The 16,303-nt window shown below is 60.0% G+C and carries 14 protein-coding genes and 1 tRNA gene; 7 read left to right on the plus strand and 8 right to left on the minus strand.

Going from position 1 to position 16,303, the window contains the following annotated elements:
• Positions 1-150: 150 nt before the first annotated feature.
• The 4 genes from YH63_RS02055 to YH63_RS02070 form a co-directional block, all read right to left on the minus strand.
• Positions 151-2,001 (minus strand): hypothetical protein, encoded by a 1,851-nt coding sequence (locus YH63_RS02055; protein WP_052753874.1) that lies wholly within the window; start codon positions 1,999-2,001, stop codon positions 151-153.
• On the minus strand, positions 2,001-2,510 hold the full coding sequence (locus tag YH63_RS02060) for an ABC-three component system middle component 2 (protein WP_046829046.1): 510 nt from the start codon (positions 2,508-2,510) through the stop codon (positions 2,001-2,003). The genes YH63_RS02055 and YH63_RS02060 overlap by 1 nt, the downstream gene beginning before the upstream one ends.
• Complete coding sequence (locus tag YH63_RS02065) at positions 2,507-3,646, minus strand: ABC-three component system protein (protein WP_246658000.1); 1,140 nt, start codon at positions 3,644-3,646, stop codon at positions 2,507-2,509. Before YH63_RS02065 ends, YH63_RS02060 begins: the two co-directional genes overlap by 4 nt.
• 449 nt (positions 3,647-4,095) lie before the next feature.
• A tRNA-Gln gene (locus YH63_RS02070) sits at positions 4,096-4,170 on the minus strand.
• A 512-nt stretch (positions 4,171-4,682) separates the two neighbouring features.
• Between YH63_RS02070 and YH63_RS02075 the strand changes: the two genes are divergently transcribed.
• Positions 4,683-6,467, plus strand: a complete 1,785-nt coding sequence (locus YH63_RS02075) for an acyl-CoA dehydrogenase (RefSeq protein ID WP_046829045.1) — start codon at positions 4,683-4,685, stop codon at positions 6,465-6,467.
• A gap of 6 nt (positions 6,468-6,473) precedes the next feature.
• On the opposite strand, the gene YH63_RS02080 is transcribed toward YH63_RS02075, so the two are convergent.
• The 3 genes from YH63_RS02080 to YH63_RS02090 are packed head-to-tail and all read right to left on the minus strand — an operon-like array spanning position 6,474 to position 8,869.
• A complete protein-coding gene (locus YH63_RS02080; protein WP_046829044.1) occupies positions 6,474-7,445 on the minus strand; it encodes an NAD(P)H-dependent flavin oxidoreductase in 972 nt (323 codons plus the stop codon).
• 52 nt (positions 7,446-7,497) lie between these two features.
• Positions 7,498-7,875 carry a nuclear transport factor 2 family protein gene (locus tag YH63_RS02085; RefSeq protein ID WP_046829043.1) on the minus strand — a complete coding sequence of 126 codons (378 nt, stop codon included), beginning with the start codon at positions 7,873-7,875 and terminating at the stop codon, positions 7,498-7,500.
• Between the two features lie 46 nt (positions 7,876-7,921).
• Entirely contained in the window at positions 7,922-8,869 is a 948-nt protein-coding gene (locus tag YH63_RS02090) for a ring-cleaving dioxygenase (RefSeq protein ID WP_046829042.1), read from the minus strand.
• A 136-nt stretch (positions 8,870-9,005) separates the two neighbouring features.
• Between YH63_RS02090 and YH63_RS02095 the strand changes: the two genes are divergently transcribed.
• From YH63_RS02095 to YH63_RS02105, 3 genes are all read left to right on the plus strand, one after another.
• Complete coding sequence (locus YH63_RS02095; protein WP_046829041.1) at positions 9,006-9,770, plus strand: crotonase/enoyl-CoA hydratase family protein; 765 nt, start codon at positions 9,006-9,008, stop codon at positions 9,768-9,770.
• 138 nt (positions 9,771-9,908) lie between these two features.
• Entirely contained in the window at positions 9,909-10,838 is a 930-nt protein-coding gene (locus YH63_RS02100) for a histone deacetylase family protein (RefSeq protein ID WP_046829040.1), read from the plus strand.
• 231 nt (positions 10,839-11,069) lie between these two features.
• Complete coding sequence (locus YH63_RS02105) at positions 11,070-11,321, plus strand: exodeoxyribonuclease VII small subunit (protein ID WP_046829039.1); 252 nt, start codon at positions 11,070-11,072, stop codon at positions 11,319-11,321.
• Positions 11,322-11,342: 21 nt separating this feature from the next.
• Here YH63_RS02105 and YH63_RS02110 read toward each other — a convergent pair whose 3' ends face one another.
• Positions 11,343-11,879: a hypothetical protein gene (locus tag YH63_RS02110; protein ID WP_137325091.1), complete on the minus strand. Its 537-nt coding sequence runs from the start codon at positions 11,877-11,879 to the stop codon at positions 11,343-11,345.
• Between the two features lie 264 nt (positions 11,880-12,143).
• On the opposite strand from YH63_RS02110, the gene dxs reads away from it, so the two are divergent.
• From dxs to YH63_RS02125, 3 genes are all read left to right on the plus strand, one after another.
• On the plus strand, positions 12,144-14,078 hold the full coding sequence (gene dxs / locus YH63_RS02115; RefSeq protein WP_046829037.1) for a 1-deoxy-D-xylulose-5-phosphate synthase: 1,935 nt from the start codon (positions 12,144-12,146) through the stop codon (positions 14,076-14,078).
• A gap of 186 nt (positions 14,079-14,264) precedes the next feature.
• Entirely contained in the window at positions 14,265-14,996 is a 732-nt protein-coding gene (locus YH63_RS02120) for a TlyA family RNA methyltransferase (RefSeq protein WP_046829036.1), read from the plus strand.
• A gap of 5 nt (positions 14,997-15,001) precedes the next feature.
• Complete coding sequence (locus YH63_RS02125) at positions 15,002-16,240, plus strand: class I SAM-dependent RNA methyltransferase (protein ID WP_046829035.1); 1,239 nt, start codon at positions 15,002-15,004, stop codon at positions 16,238-16,240.
• Positions 16,241-16,303: the final 63 nt, after the last annotated feature.

The raw sequence follows: 16,303 nt of genomic DNA on the forward strand, positions 1-16,303 counted from the left end.
CCGCTTTCAGGAACATAGAGGGTCGTCTTCGACGACCGAATTTGGGGGCAAAGCAGTAATCCGAGACTTGATCTATTGAGTCATCTTTGGGTCAGGACCACACGTTCGGATAGCTGAGCTGATAATGCCCACAATCAGTTGACCCAGCCATCATTTTGGGATGAAGCCTTTTCTTTCACCGTCCTTGGCTTTTTTACCGGGGAAGAACGTGTAGGCTAAAATAGCCGCAACGCCTTTCGGCGGCTCTTTGTTGTCCAGAACGATGATCTGCAAATCTGACTGAAGCTTTGCGATGCTTGCCCAAAACGCCGTTTGGATGCCCTCACCAACGCTATCATTTGGATCCTCTTGACCCTCATCTCGACCTTCTTTGAATGTCGTGAGAGGCGAGTCTAGAACGAGAAAGCCCGGATGCGGCATACTATTTTCATGACAGAAACGCAGAAGTCCAATCGCGAACGCTGCGTGAAGAATCGCTCGGACACCCTTGCCGTTTGATTGGCGCGGCTTGCCATCAACTTTGATATCGAACCGCTTGTGGTCGAACTCAACTCGCGCAGGTCCGTCCCAAGCCCATTCTTTAAGAACTTTTTCGATTACCAAACAAAATTTGTGTACAGCGATCTCATCAATACTCGCCCAGTCCTTCGGCGCAGATATTGGCTTGACGAGAGTGCTCTCCAAGGATTCTCGCACGGTATTAAGCGCGTTCGCCTGTTCCGAATCAGATTTGAGATTTTCTAACTCAAGGCGACGCGCAATCAATTCATCCAACTGGAGTTTGGTTACGCGCAATGCCGGCGCAAGTTCCTGCTCGACACGCGCATCGATCTTTGCGAGGGCAGCACTACCAGTCGCCCTCTCGGTTTCCCTCGCGCCGCGGCGAATTCCAAGGCTGCTAATTGTATCAACTAACTCGTTCCGAAGTCCGAGAATTTTAGCAGCTTCGGACTGCGCCGATTTGTAAACTGTTCCGACCTTCGCATAGCCCTCGAACTTGTGACGGTGTTCGTCATTCATTGGCTGGTCACAAACCGGACAGCGCGCTTCTTGCAAGCCCCCGAGAAAGTGCGAGCCTTCCGCAATGAAATCCAATCTCTGAAGATCAGAATCATAACGTTCAGTAAGTAAATTATAGCGGCTCAAAAGCTCATCAATCGCAATCAATTGCGATTCTGCGTTTTGAACAATTGCAATAGCTTCACTACGGTCCCGATGTAGCCGCGCTCTTTCTTCCCGATCTTCTGCGAGGGAATTCGATAAACGCTCAATTGCTTCATCGACACGTTCAATTGTCGACTCTTGCTCCTTAGACCTAAACGGCTCCAAACGCTGCTCGATCGGTTTAAGTAACTCCGAAATCAGCGCCAATTTCGCCCTAGCTTCCGCCTGGGCAATTTCAGATCGTTCAGCGCTAATGATTCCTTCGTCATCGATCCCGGTCAGAAGATAAGACAGCAACCGTTTTCTCGCCGTCTGATCATATCCCGAATTGCCGAACATCGGTGAACTCTCAGCGATGATAGAGGTTTCATCGACAAGGAATGCAGGCAATAGAGTCCTAACAGTTAGGCGCTGGGTTTTGCCTTTGGCATTTGAGCGAAGTTGCGCTTCTTTCATTCCAGCAAAAGAAAGAAAGATCGATGAAATATCAGGACCAGCGCTTTTTCCAGGACGTCTTTTCCACGCCACGGTCGTCCCATCACCGCTGATACTGTCAATCCTTGAGTAATGGACTTTGATATCGCCGCCGGTTAGGTGACGTATCAATGTCAATGGCTCATTGTTCGCACCGGCGAACTCCAGATGAACTAATTCATATCCGGCGTCCTCGTCGATCTTTTTAGTCATCTCCGACGCGCCCAAGACGTAATCCATACAGCGCAGCATATAACTCTTGCCCGTGTTCGATAGGCCGGCCAGCACATTTGCGCCGGGCTCAAACTTAACCGATGCGCTGAGCTTTCCGGCACCCGTTAGGCGGATTTCGCGAAGCTGCATCAACCCAGCTCCAAATCGCGCAAGGCCGTCAAACGCTCAAACTCAGCACCCCAGCGACCTACGTTTTCGGTCATAAAATCTTCCAATTCAGCATCGGTGATTTCGCCAAACCTTTCCACCACCCAACTCGCACGCGAAACTAGGCTTTTCGCGTAGCCAGATTTCAGAAGCGCGATAAAATTGGCGGTAAGTGGTGAGGCGGCATAAAAAATGCCCTTCGCCTCTAGCCGCTTGTCGACCAGTTCGCGTGCAAACATTAAATCAAGTGCATCTCTGACTATATCGCGCTTAACCAGCCATTCGGAACCCCTGAATGGTACAGCGGGATGTAAGCTACCTAGGCTTCCGTCGACGTCACCAGAATGCACGAGCAAATAGTCGTAAGTAATGAGGCGCTGTAGGTCCAGTTTCTTTGGCTTGCTGGCGTTGAGCAAATACAGCAACCTCAGCCCGCATTCCAAGGGAGTATTGAATAATCGCTCCATCGGCGTCGCTTCTGACAAACTCATTTCTCGCACCACTCGATAGAACCATCATTCGCCAGATGATGACAAACGCCTTCGCGATCGTTTGGCGTGGCGTGAAGATCGAGAACATGTCCGCCTAATTGAAGCGATTGAGACGCAAGCACTGTGCTCTGAAGGCGAACAAGTCCAGCTTGGCCAGAGGTCGTGTAAGCGTGAAAAAGACCGTCCCGGAAATGCCCTAATAGGGTATCGAAGAATGTAGCATCGGCCATCTGATCACGCGCCAATTCTTTCAATCCCTCCGCACTGTAGAAAGTGATGCGTGACCGATCAAAGAGTTTTTGCATCGCTGGGCTTTGCGCAAAATCGGCAATCGACGCGACATTGACACCCAATTTTTCCGCAATGACTGCATAAAGCTGCGTCACGTATCGCGTTTCCTCGGGCGCGACCGTCGACGGTGGAGCTGGCGGCGCGGGTCTATCAATCAAAGGAAGGCCGAAGACAGCTAAGTGATACGATGTTTGTGCGTGTTCGTTGATAAGCTGAAGAGGCTGCTTCGCTTTAAAGATGCTGAAGTCGAACGCGTTGATATGCGCTGTCAATTCCGGAGATAGCGCGACGGGATCTGTAGTTATTTTGGTCGCGCAATGCTTTGACCAGTTCGCAAGAATGAACGATCTCAATTTAGATGGATCGTCCAATAAGTCTTGCAAATCCCCAGTCACGCCTTTGTGCGTGACAAACCAATAGCTTTCTGGCGGCGTGTAATCTCCACGCTCCGTATAGTATAGAACCTTTGCGATTTCAGCGGCTGCAACACCTGAGCCGAGCCGACCTGCATAGCGCTTACACTGATATAGATGCCACCGACGGGGTTGGATATTCGAAGGGTCTAGCCAAACAACGATATCGCGGCCTTTGTCGCCCGCCCCTCCCCGCTGTTGAACATCAGCAACGCCGATTGGCAGTTTTGCCAAATAGCCGTCAGCCCATTCCAGAATGAATCTCTCAAAATCATTCGGGCTAAAGGTTGCAAGACGATCAAGGCTACTGACTGGCAGGCCTGCCCCAATACCGAGAAGACGAGCGTTCGCGTTCGGCCAAGGAGCGGGCTTGGGAATCGCGACAAACGCGCCGGGACCGATAGCCGCCGCTTTAATAGTCGTCTTCGCCACCCGCCCCCCAAGACGTTTGGGCTAACGCTATCACACGTTGTGAATTCGTCGCAATTTCGTCGAGAAACTTGCGATTGATAAAATGTCAGAGGAGCTGGATTTGACGGTACGCATCCGCTTCACGACTTTCGCCACCGTTCTTTGGAGCTTGCACGCGTATGCTTTAGGGTAGGCAAACATAACAAGTTCGGGACGCCCCTGCGACATAAAGGGTCGTCTGCGCATGTTTTGACGACTGCCAGCCGCCCACTCCGCACTGATCGAACCGCGTCTCCGCCAGCAATCTCTCGAAAACGGGAATATCGGGGGCACCCGCCGGAGACTTCGCTCGTTCCACTGCGAGACAATGCTAATCGGGAGGCCAGAGACCGCACCGTTGACGTCAAAAGCCCGCCAATGGCGGGCTTTTCTGCGATTTCGGAAGAAGAAATTCTACTCGCTAGACTGGCTGGCTGGGGCGGGAGGATTCGAACCTCCGCATGGGGGAATCAAAATCCCCTGCCTTACCACTTGGCGACGCCCCAATAGCGCTGAACGGTTTACGGCGAGGCCGGCCTGAGCCGTTTCGCGCCGCTCGTGTCGGAAGGTGGCGAGCAGATGTCCTTGACGGAAGTCATGCGCCGCACCGATTCACCGTGGCAGCGCAGGTCTTAGAGCATTTTCCGTCAAAGTGGAAACCCGGTTTTCGGTGGCAAAATGCGGCCAAACACAACCCTTTTATCGTAATCGGCCGCCATGGTGCCGGATACCGCGACAGAGCACCGAACGACAAAACGACCGGCCGCTGGTCCGCCTGCGCGATAGTCCGCCAATAGAAAAGCCGTCACGGGCTCGCGAAAATCGGCCTGCGCCGCAGTTGAGAGCCGGTCGTTTTCATGGGAAGACAGGGGGCGTCGGGCGGGCCGGACAAGACCCGCCGGCGCGAGGAAAACTGACCACCAAACAACGAGTTGCAGGCGTTCTCCCGCCTCCGGCCAATGGCCGTAGCGCGGAACGAGCGCCGCCCGAGGCTCTGCCCGAACAGCGAGATCATGCCATGACCTACCGCGCGCCGATCAACGACATGCTCCTCTCCCTCAATCACGGCGCCGGCCTTTTGGCCGCCGTGGAAGCGGGACATTATAATGGCTACGATCCGGAGTTCTCGGCCGCAGTGATCGAGGAAGCCGGCAAGTTCGCCACCGATGTGCTCGATCCGCTGAATCAGACCGGCGATCGCGAGGGCATCAAGCTCACCGACAAAGGCGTCGTCACCGCGACCGGCTGGCCCGATGCCTACAAGCGCTGGTGCGAAGGCGGCTGGAATGCGGTGTCCGGTTCGGAGGACTTCGGCGGACAGGGCCTGCCGCTCGCCGTGCATTCCGCGGTCAATGAAATCTGGAGCGCCTCGAACCTCGCGTTCGGCCTGTGCCCGCTGCTGACCCTGAGCGCGATCGACGCGCTCGATGCCCACGGCAGCGACGAGCTGAAAAAGATCTACCTCGCCAAACTGATTTCCGGCGAATGGCCGGGCTCCATGCAGCTCACCGAGCCGCAGGCCGGCACCGATGTCGGCGCGCTGCGCACGCGGGCGGAAAAGCAGGACGACGGCAGCTATCGCCTGTTCGGCACCAAGATCTTCATCACCTACGGCGACCACGACATGAGCGACAACATCGTTCATTTCATTCTCGCCCGCCTGCCCGGCTCGCCTCCCGGCTCGAAGGGCATCACGCTGTTCCTGGCACCGAAATATCTCGTCAATACCGACGGCTCGCTCGGCGCGCGCAACGACATTTACGCCAGCGGCATCGAGCACAAGCTCGGCATCCATGCCTCGCCCACCTGCACCATGACCATGGGCGACAAGGGCGGCACCATCGCCTGGCTCGTCGGCAAGGAAAACGGCGGCATGGCCGCGATGTTCACCATGATGAATCAGGCCCGCCTCGGCGTCGGCCTGCAGGGCGTCGGTCTCGCCGACCGCGCCTATCAGCGTGCGCTGGCCTATGCGCAGGAGCGCAGGCAGGGCAAGGCGCCGGGCAGCAAGGGCGACGGCTCCGATCCCATCATCATGTACCCGGACGTGAAGCGTAACCTGATGCTGATGCGCGGCATGACGGCGGCAGCGCGCACCATCTGCTACGCGACTGCAGTGGCCATCGATGTGTCGCATCGCGCCACCGATCCGAAGGTAAAGGCGAAGGCCGCGGCGCGCGGCGCATTGCTGACGCCGATGGCGAAGGCTTTTTCCACCGACATCGGCAACGAGGTCGCTGCCATCGGCGTGCAGGTGCACGGCGGCATGGGCTTCATGGAGGAAACCGGCGCCGCGCAATACGTCCGCGATGCGCGCATTCTCACCATCTATGAAGGCACCAATGGCATTCAGGCCAACGACCTCCTGATGCGCAAGCTTGCCATGTCCGGCGGCGAGGCGGTGTGGGATCTGCTTGGCGAACTGACCGCGATCGTCAAGAAGGTCGAAGCCTCCAACGATCCGGCCTTCGGCACCACCGGCGAAAAGTTGCGCGATGCGGTTGCCTCGGTGGAGCGCACCAGCAAATGGCTGCTGGAAAAGATCGCAAGCTCGCCTGCGGAAGCGCTGGCTGGCGCGACGCCCTATCTGCGGATGTTCTCCACCACGCTTGGCGGCTGCATGCTGGCGAACGAAGCGCTGGCGGCGCGCACCGACGAAGCGCTGCAGAACGATGCGCAGCGTTATGTCACGCTGGCTCGGTTCTTCGCGGAGAATGTCACAGTGCAGTCCGGTGCGCTGGAACGCACAGTGATAGACAGCGCCGGTGCGATCACCGGCGCGGATGCCGTGCTGGTGGCGTGATCCGCGCTATCGGCCTGATGTTGAGAAAGCAGGGCCGCGCCGCAACAACTCTTCTGCCTGCGCAATCATCGCATTCATGATTGCGTCGGCAGGCTGTTGCACCCGCACCAGATCGATACCCTCGCCGACGATGATTGCGGAAATACTGGTATCGCCGGCGTCGCGCGCCTTGGCGTAACGCGCCTGCTCCTGCGTCAGATTGCGGCCAAGTCCATCGAGATCGTTGACCCACTGCCGCGTAAAATCGTTGGTCAGCGTGCGGATCGTCCATTGCTCGGGCCAATCGATCCCGCGCGCGATATCGAACAACGAACCTCTTGTGGTGGCGTCGCCGTTACCCGCGACCGCGTCCTTCTTGATGTTGGGATGAGCCAGCGATTCATCGGCGACCACAAAGGCCGTACCGCAAAGCACGCCCGCCGCACCCAGCATCAACGCCGCTGCAAGGCCTCGACCATCGGCGATCCCGCCGGCCGCGACGACGGGAATGTCGCCGACGGCGTCCACCACTGCAGGCACCAGCGGCATGGTCGCGCGCATGCTGCCATGACCACCGGCCTCTGTTCCTTGCGCAATGATCACATCGGCGCCCTCACCGGCGGCGCGGCGCGCCTGCTCGACCGACTGCACCTGCGCGATCAGCGGCAGATTGGCGCGCTTCACCGGAGCGGCGAAACTTCCGAGCTCGCCGAATGACAGAAAGATTGCTTTCGGCTGCTGATCGATCACCCTGTTCAGAACGTCCGGATTTCGCTCCAGCGCCCAGGTGATGAACCCGACGCCGACCCGTGTATTGCCAGCCTCCTTCATCTCTTTCGCGATCCAGTCCGGATCGCAGTAGCCGCCGCCGATGAAGCCAAGCCCTCCAGCGTTGGTCACCGCAGCAGCGAGTTTTCCGCCGCTCACACCCGCCATCGGCGCCAGCAGCACCGGCGCGGAAATCCCGAGTTTTTCAGTCAGAACAGTTTGAATAGCCACGTCTCGCCCCTCGCATGGTCTTGATACTGCGGCACGCCTCGGTGCCTGCTGTTTATGAATCGCGAAGGTCGAAATGAAAGACTTTCGAGATGATCTGCCAGCGCCCGTCGAGATGGACGAAGGTCAGAAAATCCTTGAAGCGCTTCGGCCCGATGGCGCATTCGGCATGAACGAACGCCGTGACGGGTCCCGCGAACTCGATCGAGACGATCTTGTCCGCGCGCGCCTCGTTGCTGCTCGCAGGCGAAGGCCGCTTGTCCACAATCGGAAAATACTGCGCCATGGTCAGCTGCGTTAGCGTGCCTTCCGTTGCGCAAGCATAGAGTGCCTGAGTATGGAACACTTGTCCCAGCAAAGACGTATCGCTGCGATAAAGGCCGTCGAAATAGGTCGACATCGCGGCGGTTACTTCGGCAAAACGCTGGTCCATCAGCCCCCCTGAAATTCTGCACGCATCCTTCGATGCAACGGTACGCCTATGTGATCGGCTTCAGCCCGGCTTCGATTTCCTTGCGGCGCGGCTCAAGAAATGGCGGCAGCGCCAGTTTCTCGCCGAGCGTTTCCATCGGCTCATCCGTGGCGAAGCCAGGCCCGTCGGTCGCGATCTCGAACAGGATACCGTTGGGCTCGCGGAAATACAGGCTGCGGAAATAGAAGCGGTCGATCTCGCCGCTGGAATGAACACCGAACTCCGAAAGCCGCGCCGTCCAGGCGTGATACTGCTCTTCATCCGGCGTGCGGAACGCGACGTGATGCACCCCGCCCGCGCCCTGACGCGACGCCGGCAGATCCTTCTGCTCAAGCACATGCAGTTCGGCCGCAGGCCCGCCCTCGCCCATCGAAAACACCTCGATGCGATGTTCGCCGTCGGGCGAGGCGTAATCCCGCACGCGTTTCATGTTCATGACGTCGCTCAGCACCGGCGCGGTGCGCGCGAGATCCGGCACGTTCAGCACGATCGGGCCGAGACCGCGAATCTGATGTTCCGCCGGCACCGGACTTTTCTCCCACGGATGCGCCTCGCCGCGGCCCCCGTCATCGACCAGCACCAGCCGCTGGCCTTCGGGGTCCTCGAACGGCAGCGTCAGGCGGCCGTCGACCTCGGTGACCTTGCCGACATGCGCGCCGAGCTTGATCAGCCGGTCCTGCCAGAAGCCCAGCGCCTTTTCGCCGTTGACCCGCAACCCGGTGCGCGACACGCTTCGGGTGCCGCGATGTTCCCGCGCCGCCGGCCAGTCGAAGAAGGTCAGGTCGGTACCCGGGTTGGCCTTCCCGTCCGCATAAAACAGGTGATAGGCGCTGACATCGTCCTGATTGACGGTCTTTTTGACCAGCCGCATGCCCAGCACGCCGGTATAAAACGCCACATTGCCCTTGGCGTGCGCCGAAATCGCCGTCAGATGATGGATGCCGGTCAGTTGCATGGCAGCGTCCCTTTTGAACTGGGGCCGGAAATCGGCTGGCCAAGATTGCCGTTCTGGCCATGATGTAGGATGAACAATCGGGCAGCGCCAGCCACCTCCATGCTGCAGCGCCCTTCACTCTTCCAAGGAAACGACCATGACCGACCATGTAACTGTCACCGACGAGGATAGCGCGCGCATCATCACCATGCGGCGGCCCGACAAGAAGAACGCGCTGACCCAGGGCATGTACACCGCGATGGCTGACGCGATCAATTCCGCGCAGTCCGATCCGAACATCCGCAGCATTGTGATCTCCGGCGGCCCCGGCGTATTCACCGCGGGCAACGACCTTGAGGATTTCGCCAGAGCCAATACATCGAACGACGACAGTTCGCGGCCGATGGCAGCGACCCTGTTTCTCAGGGCGCTCGCCGACAACGAGAAGCCGCTGATCGGCGCGGTCGACGGCATCGCCGTCGGCGTCGGCACTACCATGCTGTTTCACTGCGACTATGTTGTCGCGGGCTCCACCGCGACATTCTCGACGCCGTTCATCCATCTCGGTCTGGTTCCGGAAGCCGCCTCCAGCCTGCTCGCGCCGCGCGTGATGGGACATCAGCGCGCCTTCTCCATGCTGGTGATGGGCCGCACCGTCACCGCCGAGGAAGCCCGCGAGGCCGGTTTCGTCAACGCGGTGGTCGCACCCGGACATACCGAGGCCGAGGCGCGCAAGATTGCGCGTGAAATCGGCTCGCTGCCGAAGGACGCCGTGGCGCTGACCCGCAAGCTGCTCAAGCCGGCGCGGGAAGATGTGCAGCGCAGGATGGACGAGGAATCGCACCATTTCGGCGAGCGGCTAAAATCTGACGAGGCGCGCAACGCTTTCAGCGCCTTTTTCGCGCGCAAGAAGAAGGCCTGAGCGCGGTTTATCGACCGCCCGCATCCTCAGCTAATATCGAAGTCAAGGCGCAGATGCCCGGGACAAGCCCGGGCATGACGCGTTAATATAGGCCACTTGCGAGGAATCCCTTCGGCACCAGAAGAAAGACAACGGTCCATGCCGACACTGTACTATCACCACAAAGCAGGCCTGAACCATGTGACCGCCCCCGGCCACCCCGAGCGGCCGGATCGGCTGCGTGCGATCGAGGAAGGCTTGTCGGCGGATCGGTTCAAGACAATGGTCCGCGTGGACGCGCCGGAAGCGGATCTCGATGTGGTCGCACTCTGCCACAGCAACGAATACATCGACGAGTTGCGCCACATCGCCCCGAAGGACGGCATCGTCTATCTCGACGGCGATACGTCGATGTCGCCGGGCACATTGGAAGCCGCACTGCGCGCCACCGGCGGTGCAGTTGCCGCCGTCGATGCGGTGATGAAGAACAAGCGCACCAATGCCTTTGTCGGCACCCGTCCGCCGGGGCATCACGCCGAAACGTCGCGGCCGATGGGCTTCTGCTTCTTCGACAGCGCTGCGATTGCCGCGCGCTATGCGCAGCGCAAGTACGGCATCACGCGCGCCTGCGTGGTCGATTTCGATGTCCATCACGGCAACGGCAGCCAGGAAATCTTCTGGGCCGATCCAACCGTGATGTACGCCTCCACCCATCAGATGCCGCTGTTTCCCGGCACCGGCAGCATGCAGGAGCGCGGCGATCAGGATACCATCGTCAACGCGCCGCTGCGCGCTGGCAACGGCAGCCGCGAATTTCGCGAAGCCTTCGATCTTGCGATCCTCCCCCGACTGGAAGCCTTCGAGCCCGAACTGATTGTGATTTCGGCGGGCTTCGATGCGCACTGGCGCGACCCGCTCGGCAGTCTCGAATTGCGCGAAGAAGATTTCGCATGGGTCACGCGCAAGCTGATGGAGATCGCCGACAAGTCGGCCGAGGGACGGATCGTCTCCGTGCTGGAAGGCGGCTACGACCTGCAGGGCTTGCGGGATTCGGTCGCCGTTCACGTCGCCGCGCTGATGAACAACTGAGTCGTCACCCTGAGGTGCGCGCTCTTGCGCGCCTCGAAGGGCGACGGCCTTCACGGAGAAAACCAGCAACGCGCATCCTTCGAGGCTCGCCGCACGAGCGGCTCGCACCTCAGGATGACGCTGCGCGAACCTCTTCCCCCACCGCCGCAAATCGCGCTAGATTGCCGCCACATTGCGCCCGCAAATCGTTTCTAGATTCCGCAGCGCTATCACCGATTCAGGATTCGCATCATGACCGACACACCCCATGCGGACGTCAAGAAGCTCAGCTTCGAACGCGCAATCGAGGAATTGGAAACGATCGTGAAGCGCCTCGAGGACGGCAAGGTGCCGCTCGAGGAATCGGTTGCGATCTATGAGCGTGGCGAAAGCCTCAAGCGCCGCTGCGAAGAGCTGCTGCGCCAGGCCGAAGCGCGCGTCGACAAGATCACCACCGACGCGTCAGGTCAGGCCGTGGGCACCGAGCCGCTCGACGTTCAGTGAACTTCGACTGCCTGAGCTTACTCATTCCAATTCGCCGCTTTGCAACGCTTCCCATTCACTGACTTGTTTTTTAGCTAGCCCCACGAGCGCGAGCGAAAATAATCTATGCGTATCAACGCGACGGTTGAAGACATAAATATTCTTTGAAATGCACTTATTGGGATTTGCTCGTCCATTGGAAGTACGCTCGCAAATCCCTACTGAAATTAGATAGTTTGCGAGTTTGCCGTCGTGCCGAACGGCAGAAATCGTCTTGTTTTCTCCAACAATATGAAACGCCCAAGGGCATATCGCGACATCCGCGTTAAATAAAACCCTTTTGATCGACAATATGTTTCCAATCGCCTCAACCAATTTGGGATCCGAATATTTCTTCCCATTAAAGGCCTGATCGCGCGATTCAATCGAAAGACAACTAACCTCGTCGATACGGACCACCGATTGATTCTGGGCAGTTACAGCCAGAAGTTCGCGCGTGTTGCCGGGTACCGCCAACGCGATGGCTGCGATAGTAAAACCAGGCAAAAGCAACCCTGCGACAGCCCAACGGGGTTTCATCTTCCTCAAAATATGCACTCGAATACGTTCGTAGAACCGCGCGCAGGGGAACTTTGCCCGAGATTGCCGCCAATACCTAGGGCTACAGGGGCGATTTAAACCGGTTTACCCGACCCTTTATGCCCGAAAAGTGAGACTTTTCGCGCCTGCCTAACGGATTGGCATTGTTTTGGAATTGGTATAAGTCACGGGTCCGTTTCGGGCCTTTCTGGGCATTTTTGCATGCCGGGCCGAGCGCCCCAAAATCATTGCGGATAAATTGAAGTGTCAAATTCGAGCAAGACTCCCCTCCTCGACGCTGCGCCGACGCCTGACCTGCTGCGCAAGCTCAAGCCCGAGCAACTGCGCCAGTTCGCCGACGAACTGCGGCTGGAGACCATCGATACGGTGTCGGTGACCGGCGGTCATTTCGGCGCGGGCCTCGGCGTCGTGGAACTGACCACCGCGCTTCACTACGTGTTCAATACCCCGGCCGACCGCATCATCTGGGACGTTGGCCATCAGGCCTATCCGCACAAGATTCTCACCGGCCGCCGCGATCGCATCCGCACGCTGCGCACCGGAGGCGGCCTGTCCGGCTTCACCAAGCGGGCCGAGAGCGAATACGATCCGTTCGGCGCCGCGCATTCCTCGACCTCGATTTCGGCCGGCCTCGGCATGGCCGTGGCGCGCGATCTCACCGGCGGCAAGAACAACGTGATCGCTGTGATCGGCGACGGCTCGATGTCCGCCGGCATGGCCTATGAGGCGATGAACAATGCCGGCGCGATGCACTCGCGCCTGATCGTTATTCTCAACGACAACGATATGTCGATCGCGCCTCCAGTCGGCGCGATGTCGGCCTATCTCGCACGCCTGCTCTCCGGGAAAACCTATGGGTCGGCGCGCGAAGCGCTGAAAAATCTCGCACACAAACTGCCGAAGTTCTTCGAGGATCGCGCGCTGCGCGCCGAGGAATATGCCCGCGGCATGGTCACCGGCGGCACGCTGTTTGAAGAACTCGGCTTCTTCTACGTCGGGCCGATCGACGGCCACAACCTCGACCATCTTCTACCGGTGCTCACCAATGTGCGCGATGCCCCGACCGGGCCTATCCTGGTTCACGTCGTCACGCAAAAAGGCAAGGGCTACGCACCCGCTGAAGCTTCTGACGACAAATATCATGCTGTTGCCAAGTTTGATGTCGCGACCGGCGCACAGACCAAGGCGAAATCCAACGCGCCGTCGTACACGGCTGTGTTCGGGCAAAGCCTGGTGAAGGAAGCGCAGAAAGATGACAAGATCGTCGCCATCACCGCGGCGATGCCGGGCGGCACCGGCGTCGACATATTCGCCAAGGCCTTCCCGAAGCGCACCTTCGATGTCGGCATCGCCGAGCAGCATGCGGTGACGTTCGCGGCAGGCCTCGCCACCGAAGGCTTCAAGCCGTTCTGCGCGATCTATTCGACGTTCCTGCAGCGCGGCTACGATCAGGTCGTGCACGACGTGGCGATCCAGCACCTTCCGGTGCGCTTCGCCATCGACCGCGCCGGCCTCGTCGGCCAGGACGGCCCGACCCACGCCGGTTCGTTCGACAACGTCTATCTCGGCTGCCTCCCCGGCTTCGTCATCATGGCGGCGGCCGATGAAGCTGATCTGGTTCACATGGTGGCAACGCAGGTTGCGATCGACGACGCGCCGAGCGCCTTGCGTTATCCGCGCGGCGAAGGCCGCGGCGTCGACATGCCGGAAGTCGGCGTGCCGCTGCCGATCGGCAAGGGCCGCATCATGCGCCAGGGAGATAAAAAGGGCTCGAAGGTCGCGCTGCTGTCGTTCGGCGCCCGGCTCGGCGAATGCCTCAAGGCTGCCGACGAACTCGATACGCTCGGCTTGTCCACCACCGTCGCCGACGCGCGCTTCATGAAGCCGCTCGATCTCGACATGATCCTCAAGCTGACGCGCGAGCATGACGTGCTCATCACCATCGAGGAAGGCTCGATCGGCGGCTTCGGCACCCACGTGCTGCAGGCGCTGGCCGATCATGGCGCGCTCGACGGCCACGTGCGCGTGCGCAATCTCGTACTGCCGGATACCTTCATCGATCATGACTCGCCGGCGGCGATGTATGCGCAGGCCGGTCTCGATGCCAAGGGCATCGTCGCCAAGGTGTTCGAGGCGCTGGGCAAGGATATGAAGTCCGAAACGGTGAAGCTGGCCTGACCACCGGGCCCGGCGGTCACCGCAGATACGTGCTGTCACCCCGTATGCGATGCGCTCCCTCTCCCCGGTGGGGAGAGGGTTGGGGTGAGGGGCTCTGGATGTCTGAGCAAGGTTATCGAGCCCCCTCACCCGCCGCGCTTCGCGCGTCGACCTCTCCCCCTCGGGGAGAGGTGAAAAGGTAAACAGATGACCTCACGCAAGCGCGCGGACCTTCTGCTGGTTGAACGCGGCCTGTTCGAAAGCCGTGCCCGCGCTCAGGCTGCCATCGAGGCGGGCCGCGTCGTCGCCAACGGCAAGCCGGTTCTGAAACCGTCGGAAACCATCGCAGCGGACGCCGAGATCGTCGCCGAACCCGCCCATCCCTGGGTGTCGCGCGGCGGCGTCAAGCTCTCCGGCGCGCTGGAGCAATACCCGATCGACCTTGAAGACCACGTCTGCGTCGATGTCGGCGCATCGACCGGCGGCTTCACCGAAGTGCTGCTCGCCAACGGCGCCAGCCTCGTCTACGCCATCGATGTCGGTCGCGGGCAGTTGCATCCGAGCCTGCACGGAAACCCAAAAATTGTCTCAATGGAAGAAACCGATATCCGCTCGCTCGCCGGCAGACGCCTCGAAATCCGGCCCGATGTCGTGGTGATCGATGTCAGCTTCATTTCGCTGAAGCTTGTCCTGCCTGCGGTGTTGCCGATCGCGGCCGCGCCGACCTATCTGCTGGCGCTGATCAAGCCGCAGTTCGAGGCCGAGCGGAAGCATTCCAAGAAAGGCATCATCCGCGACGAAACCGTTCACAAGGCCGTCTGCGACGATATCTCCGCCTTCGCGGAATCGCTGGGCTGCACCGACATCAAGGTGTTTCAATCCTCGATTACGGGCGGCGACGGCAACGCCGAGTTCTTCATCGGCGCGCGGCGCGGCTAGAGATCATGACCGAACGTCTCACCATCGATCATGTCGGCCATTTCGGCGACGGCGTCGCGCTTTCTGAAAGCGCAAACATCTACGTGCCCTATGCACTCGGCGGCGAGACCGTCGACGTGCTGCCCTCCCCCGGACATCCGGACCGGCGCGCGCTCGCGCATGTCGTGACCGCAAGCCCGGAGCGGATCGATCCGTTCTGCCCGCACTTCGGCACCTGCGGCGGCTGCGCCATCCAGCACTGGCAGCCGGAGGCTTACCGGACATGGAAGCGGCAGCTTGTGATCGACACGCTGCATCATGCCGGCATCGACTGCGAGGTCGGCGAGTTGATCGACGCGCACGGCACCGGCCGCCGCCGCATGACGCTGCATGCGCGGCAGAGCCAGCAGGGCATTCTGCGCGTCGGCTTCGCGGCCGCCGGACGCCACGAGATCATCGCCATCGATCACTGCCCGATCCTCGATCCCGCAATGGACGGCGCAATCGAGGCGGCGAACGAGATCGCGGAGTTGCTCAGGCCGGTGAGCAAGCCGCTCGATATTCAGGTTACCGCGGCGGACAACGGCCTCGACATCGATGTGCGCGGCTCCGGTCCGCTCGGCACCGCGCTGCTGACATCGCTATCGAAGCTCGCCGAGAAACACAATCTTGCGCGGCTGACGCGCCACGGCGAGTTGGTCATCATGCGCAAGCCGCCGGTGGTGCGCGTCGGCAAGGCGCAGGTCACCCTGCCGCCGGGTTCGTTCATGCAGCCGACCGCTTTGGGCGAAGCAACGTTGGCTGAACTGGCCTTCGCGCGGGCCAAGGGCGCGAAGCATATCGCCGATCTGTTTTGCGGGTTCGGTCCGTTCGCGTTTCGCCTTGCGGAGAAATTCAAGGTCTCGGCGTTCGACAGCGATGCGGTCGCGGTGGCGGCGCTGCAGAACGCCGTGAAGCTGACGCAAGGCCTCAAGCCGATCAAGGCCGAGGCGCGCGACCTGTTCCGCCGTCCGCTGATGCCGCAGGAACTGCGCGACTATGATTGCGTGGTGTTCGATCCGCCGCGTCAGGGCGCGCAGGCGCAGGCGCAGCAACTCGCCGCCAGCAGGATTTCGCTCGCGGTTGCAGTGTCCTGCAATCCGGCGACATTCGCACGCGACGCGCGCATTCTGATCGACGGCGGATTCAAGATCGACAGCGTCACGCCGGTCGATCAGTTTCGTCACACGCCGCATGTGGAACTGGTGGCGCGGTTCAAGCGATAACGCTCCATTATTTGAGACTGTCATGGCCGGGCTTGTCCCGGCCATCCCGATCAGCGGCGCACC

The organism is Afipia massiliensis, assembly GCF_001006325.2.
GTDB classification, from domain to species: domain Bacteria; phylum Pseudomonadota; class Alphaproteobacteria; order Rhizobiales; family Xanthobacteraceae; genus Afipia; species Afipia massiliensis_A.

What these genes read in the sequence shown, in the direction of transcription:
- YH63_RS02055 (WP_052753874.1), bottom strand. Translation starts at nt 2,001, where the DNA reads ATGCAGCTTCGCGAAATCCGCCTAACGGGTGCCGGAAAGCTCAGCGCA.
- YH63_RS02060 (WP_046829046.1), bottom strand. Translation starts at nt 2,510, where the DNA reads ATGAGTTTGTCAGAAGCGACGCCGATGGAGCGATTATTCAATACTCCC.
- YH63_RS02075 (WP_046829045.1), top strand. Translation starts at nt 4,683, where the DNA reads ATGACCTACCGCGCGCCGATCAACGACATGCTCCTCTCCCTCAATCAC.
- YH63_RS02085 (WP_046829043.1), bottom strand. Translation starts at nt 7,875, where the DNA reads ATGGACCAGCGTTTTGCCGAAGTAACCGCCGCGATGTCGACCTATTTC.
- YH63_RS02090 (WP_046829042.1), bottom strand. Translation starts at nt 8,869, where the DNA reads ATGCAACTGACCGGCATCCATCATCTGACGGCGATTTCGGCGCACGCC.
- YH63_RS02095 (WP_046829041.1), top strand. Translation starts at nt 9,006, where the DNA reads ATGACCGACCATGTAACTGTCACCGACGAGGATAGCGCGCGCATCATC.
- YH63_RS02100 (WP_046829040.1), top strand. Translation starts at nt 9,909, where the DNA reads ATGCCGACACTGTACTATCACCACAAAGCAGGCCTGAACCATGTGACC.
- YH63_RS02105 (WP_046829039.1), top strand. Translation starts at nt 11,070, where the DNA reads ATGACCGACACACCCCATGCGGACGTCAAGAAGCTCAGCTTCGAACGC.
- YH63_RS02110 (WP_137325091.1), bottom strand. Translation starts at nt 11,879, where the DNA reads ATGAAACCCCGTTGGGCTGTCGCAGGGTTGCTTTTGCCTGGTTTTACT.
- YH63_RS02120 (WP_046829036.1), top strand. Translation starts at nt 14,265, where the DNA reads ATGACCTCACGCAAGCGCGCGGACCTTCTGCTGGTTGAACGCGGCCTG.
- YH63_RS02125 (WP_046829035.1), top strand. Translation starts at nt 15,002, where the DNA reads ATGACCGAACGTCTCACCATCGATCATGTCGGCCATTTCGGCGACGGC.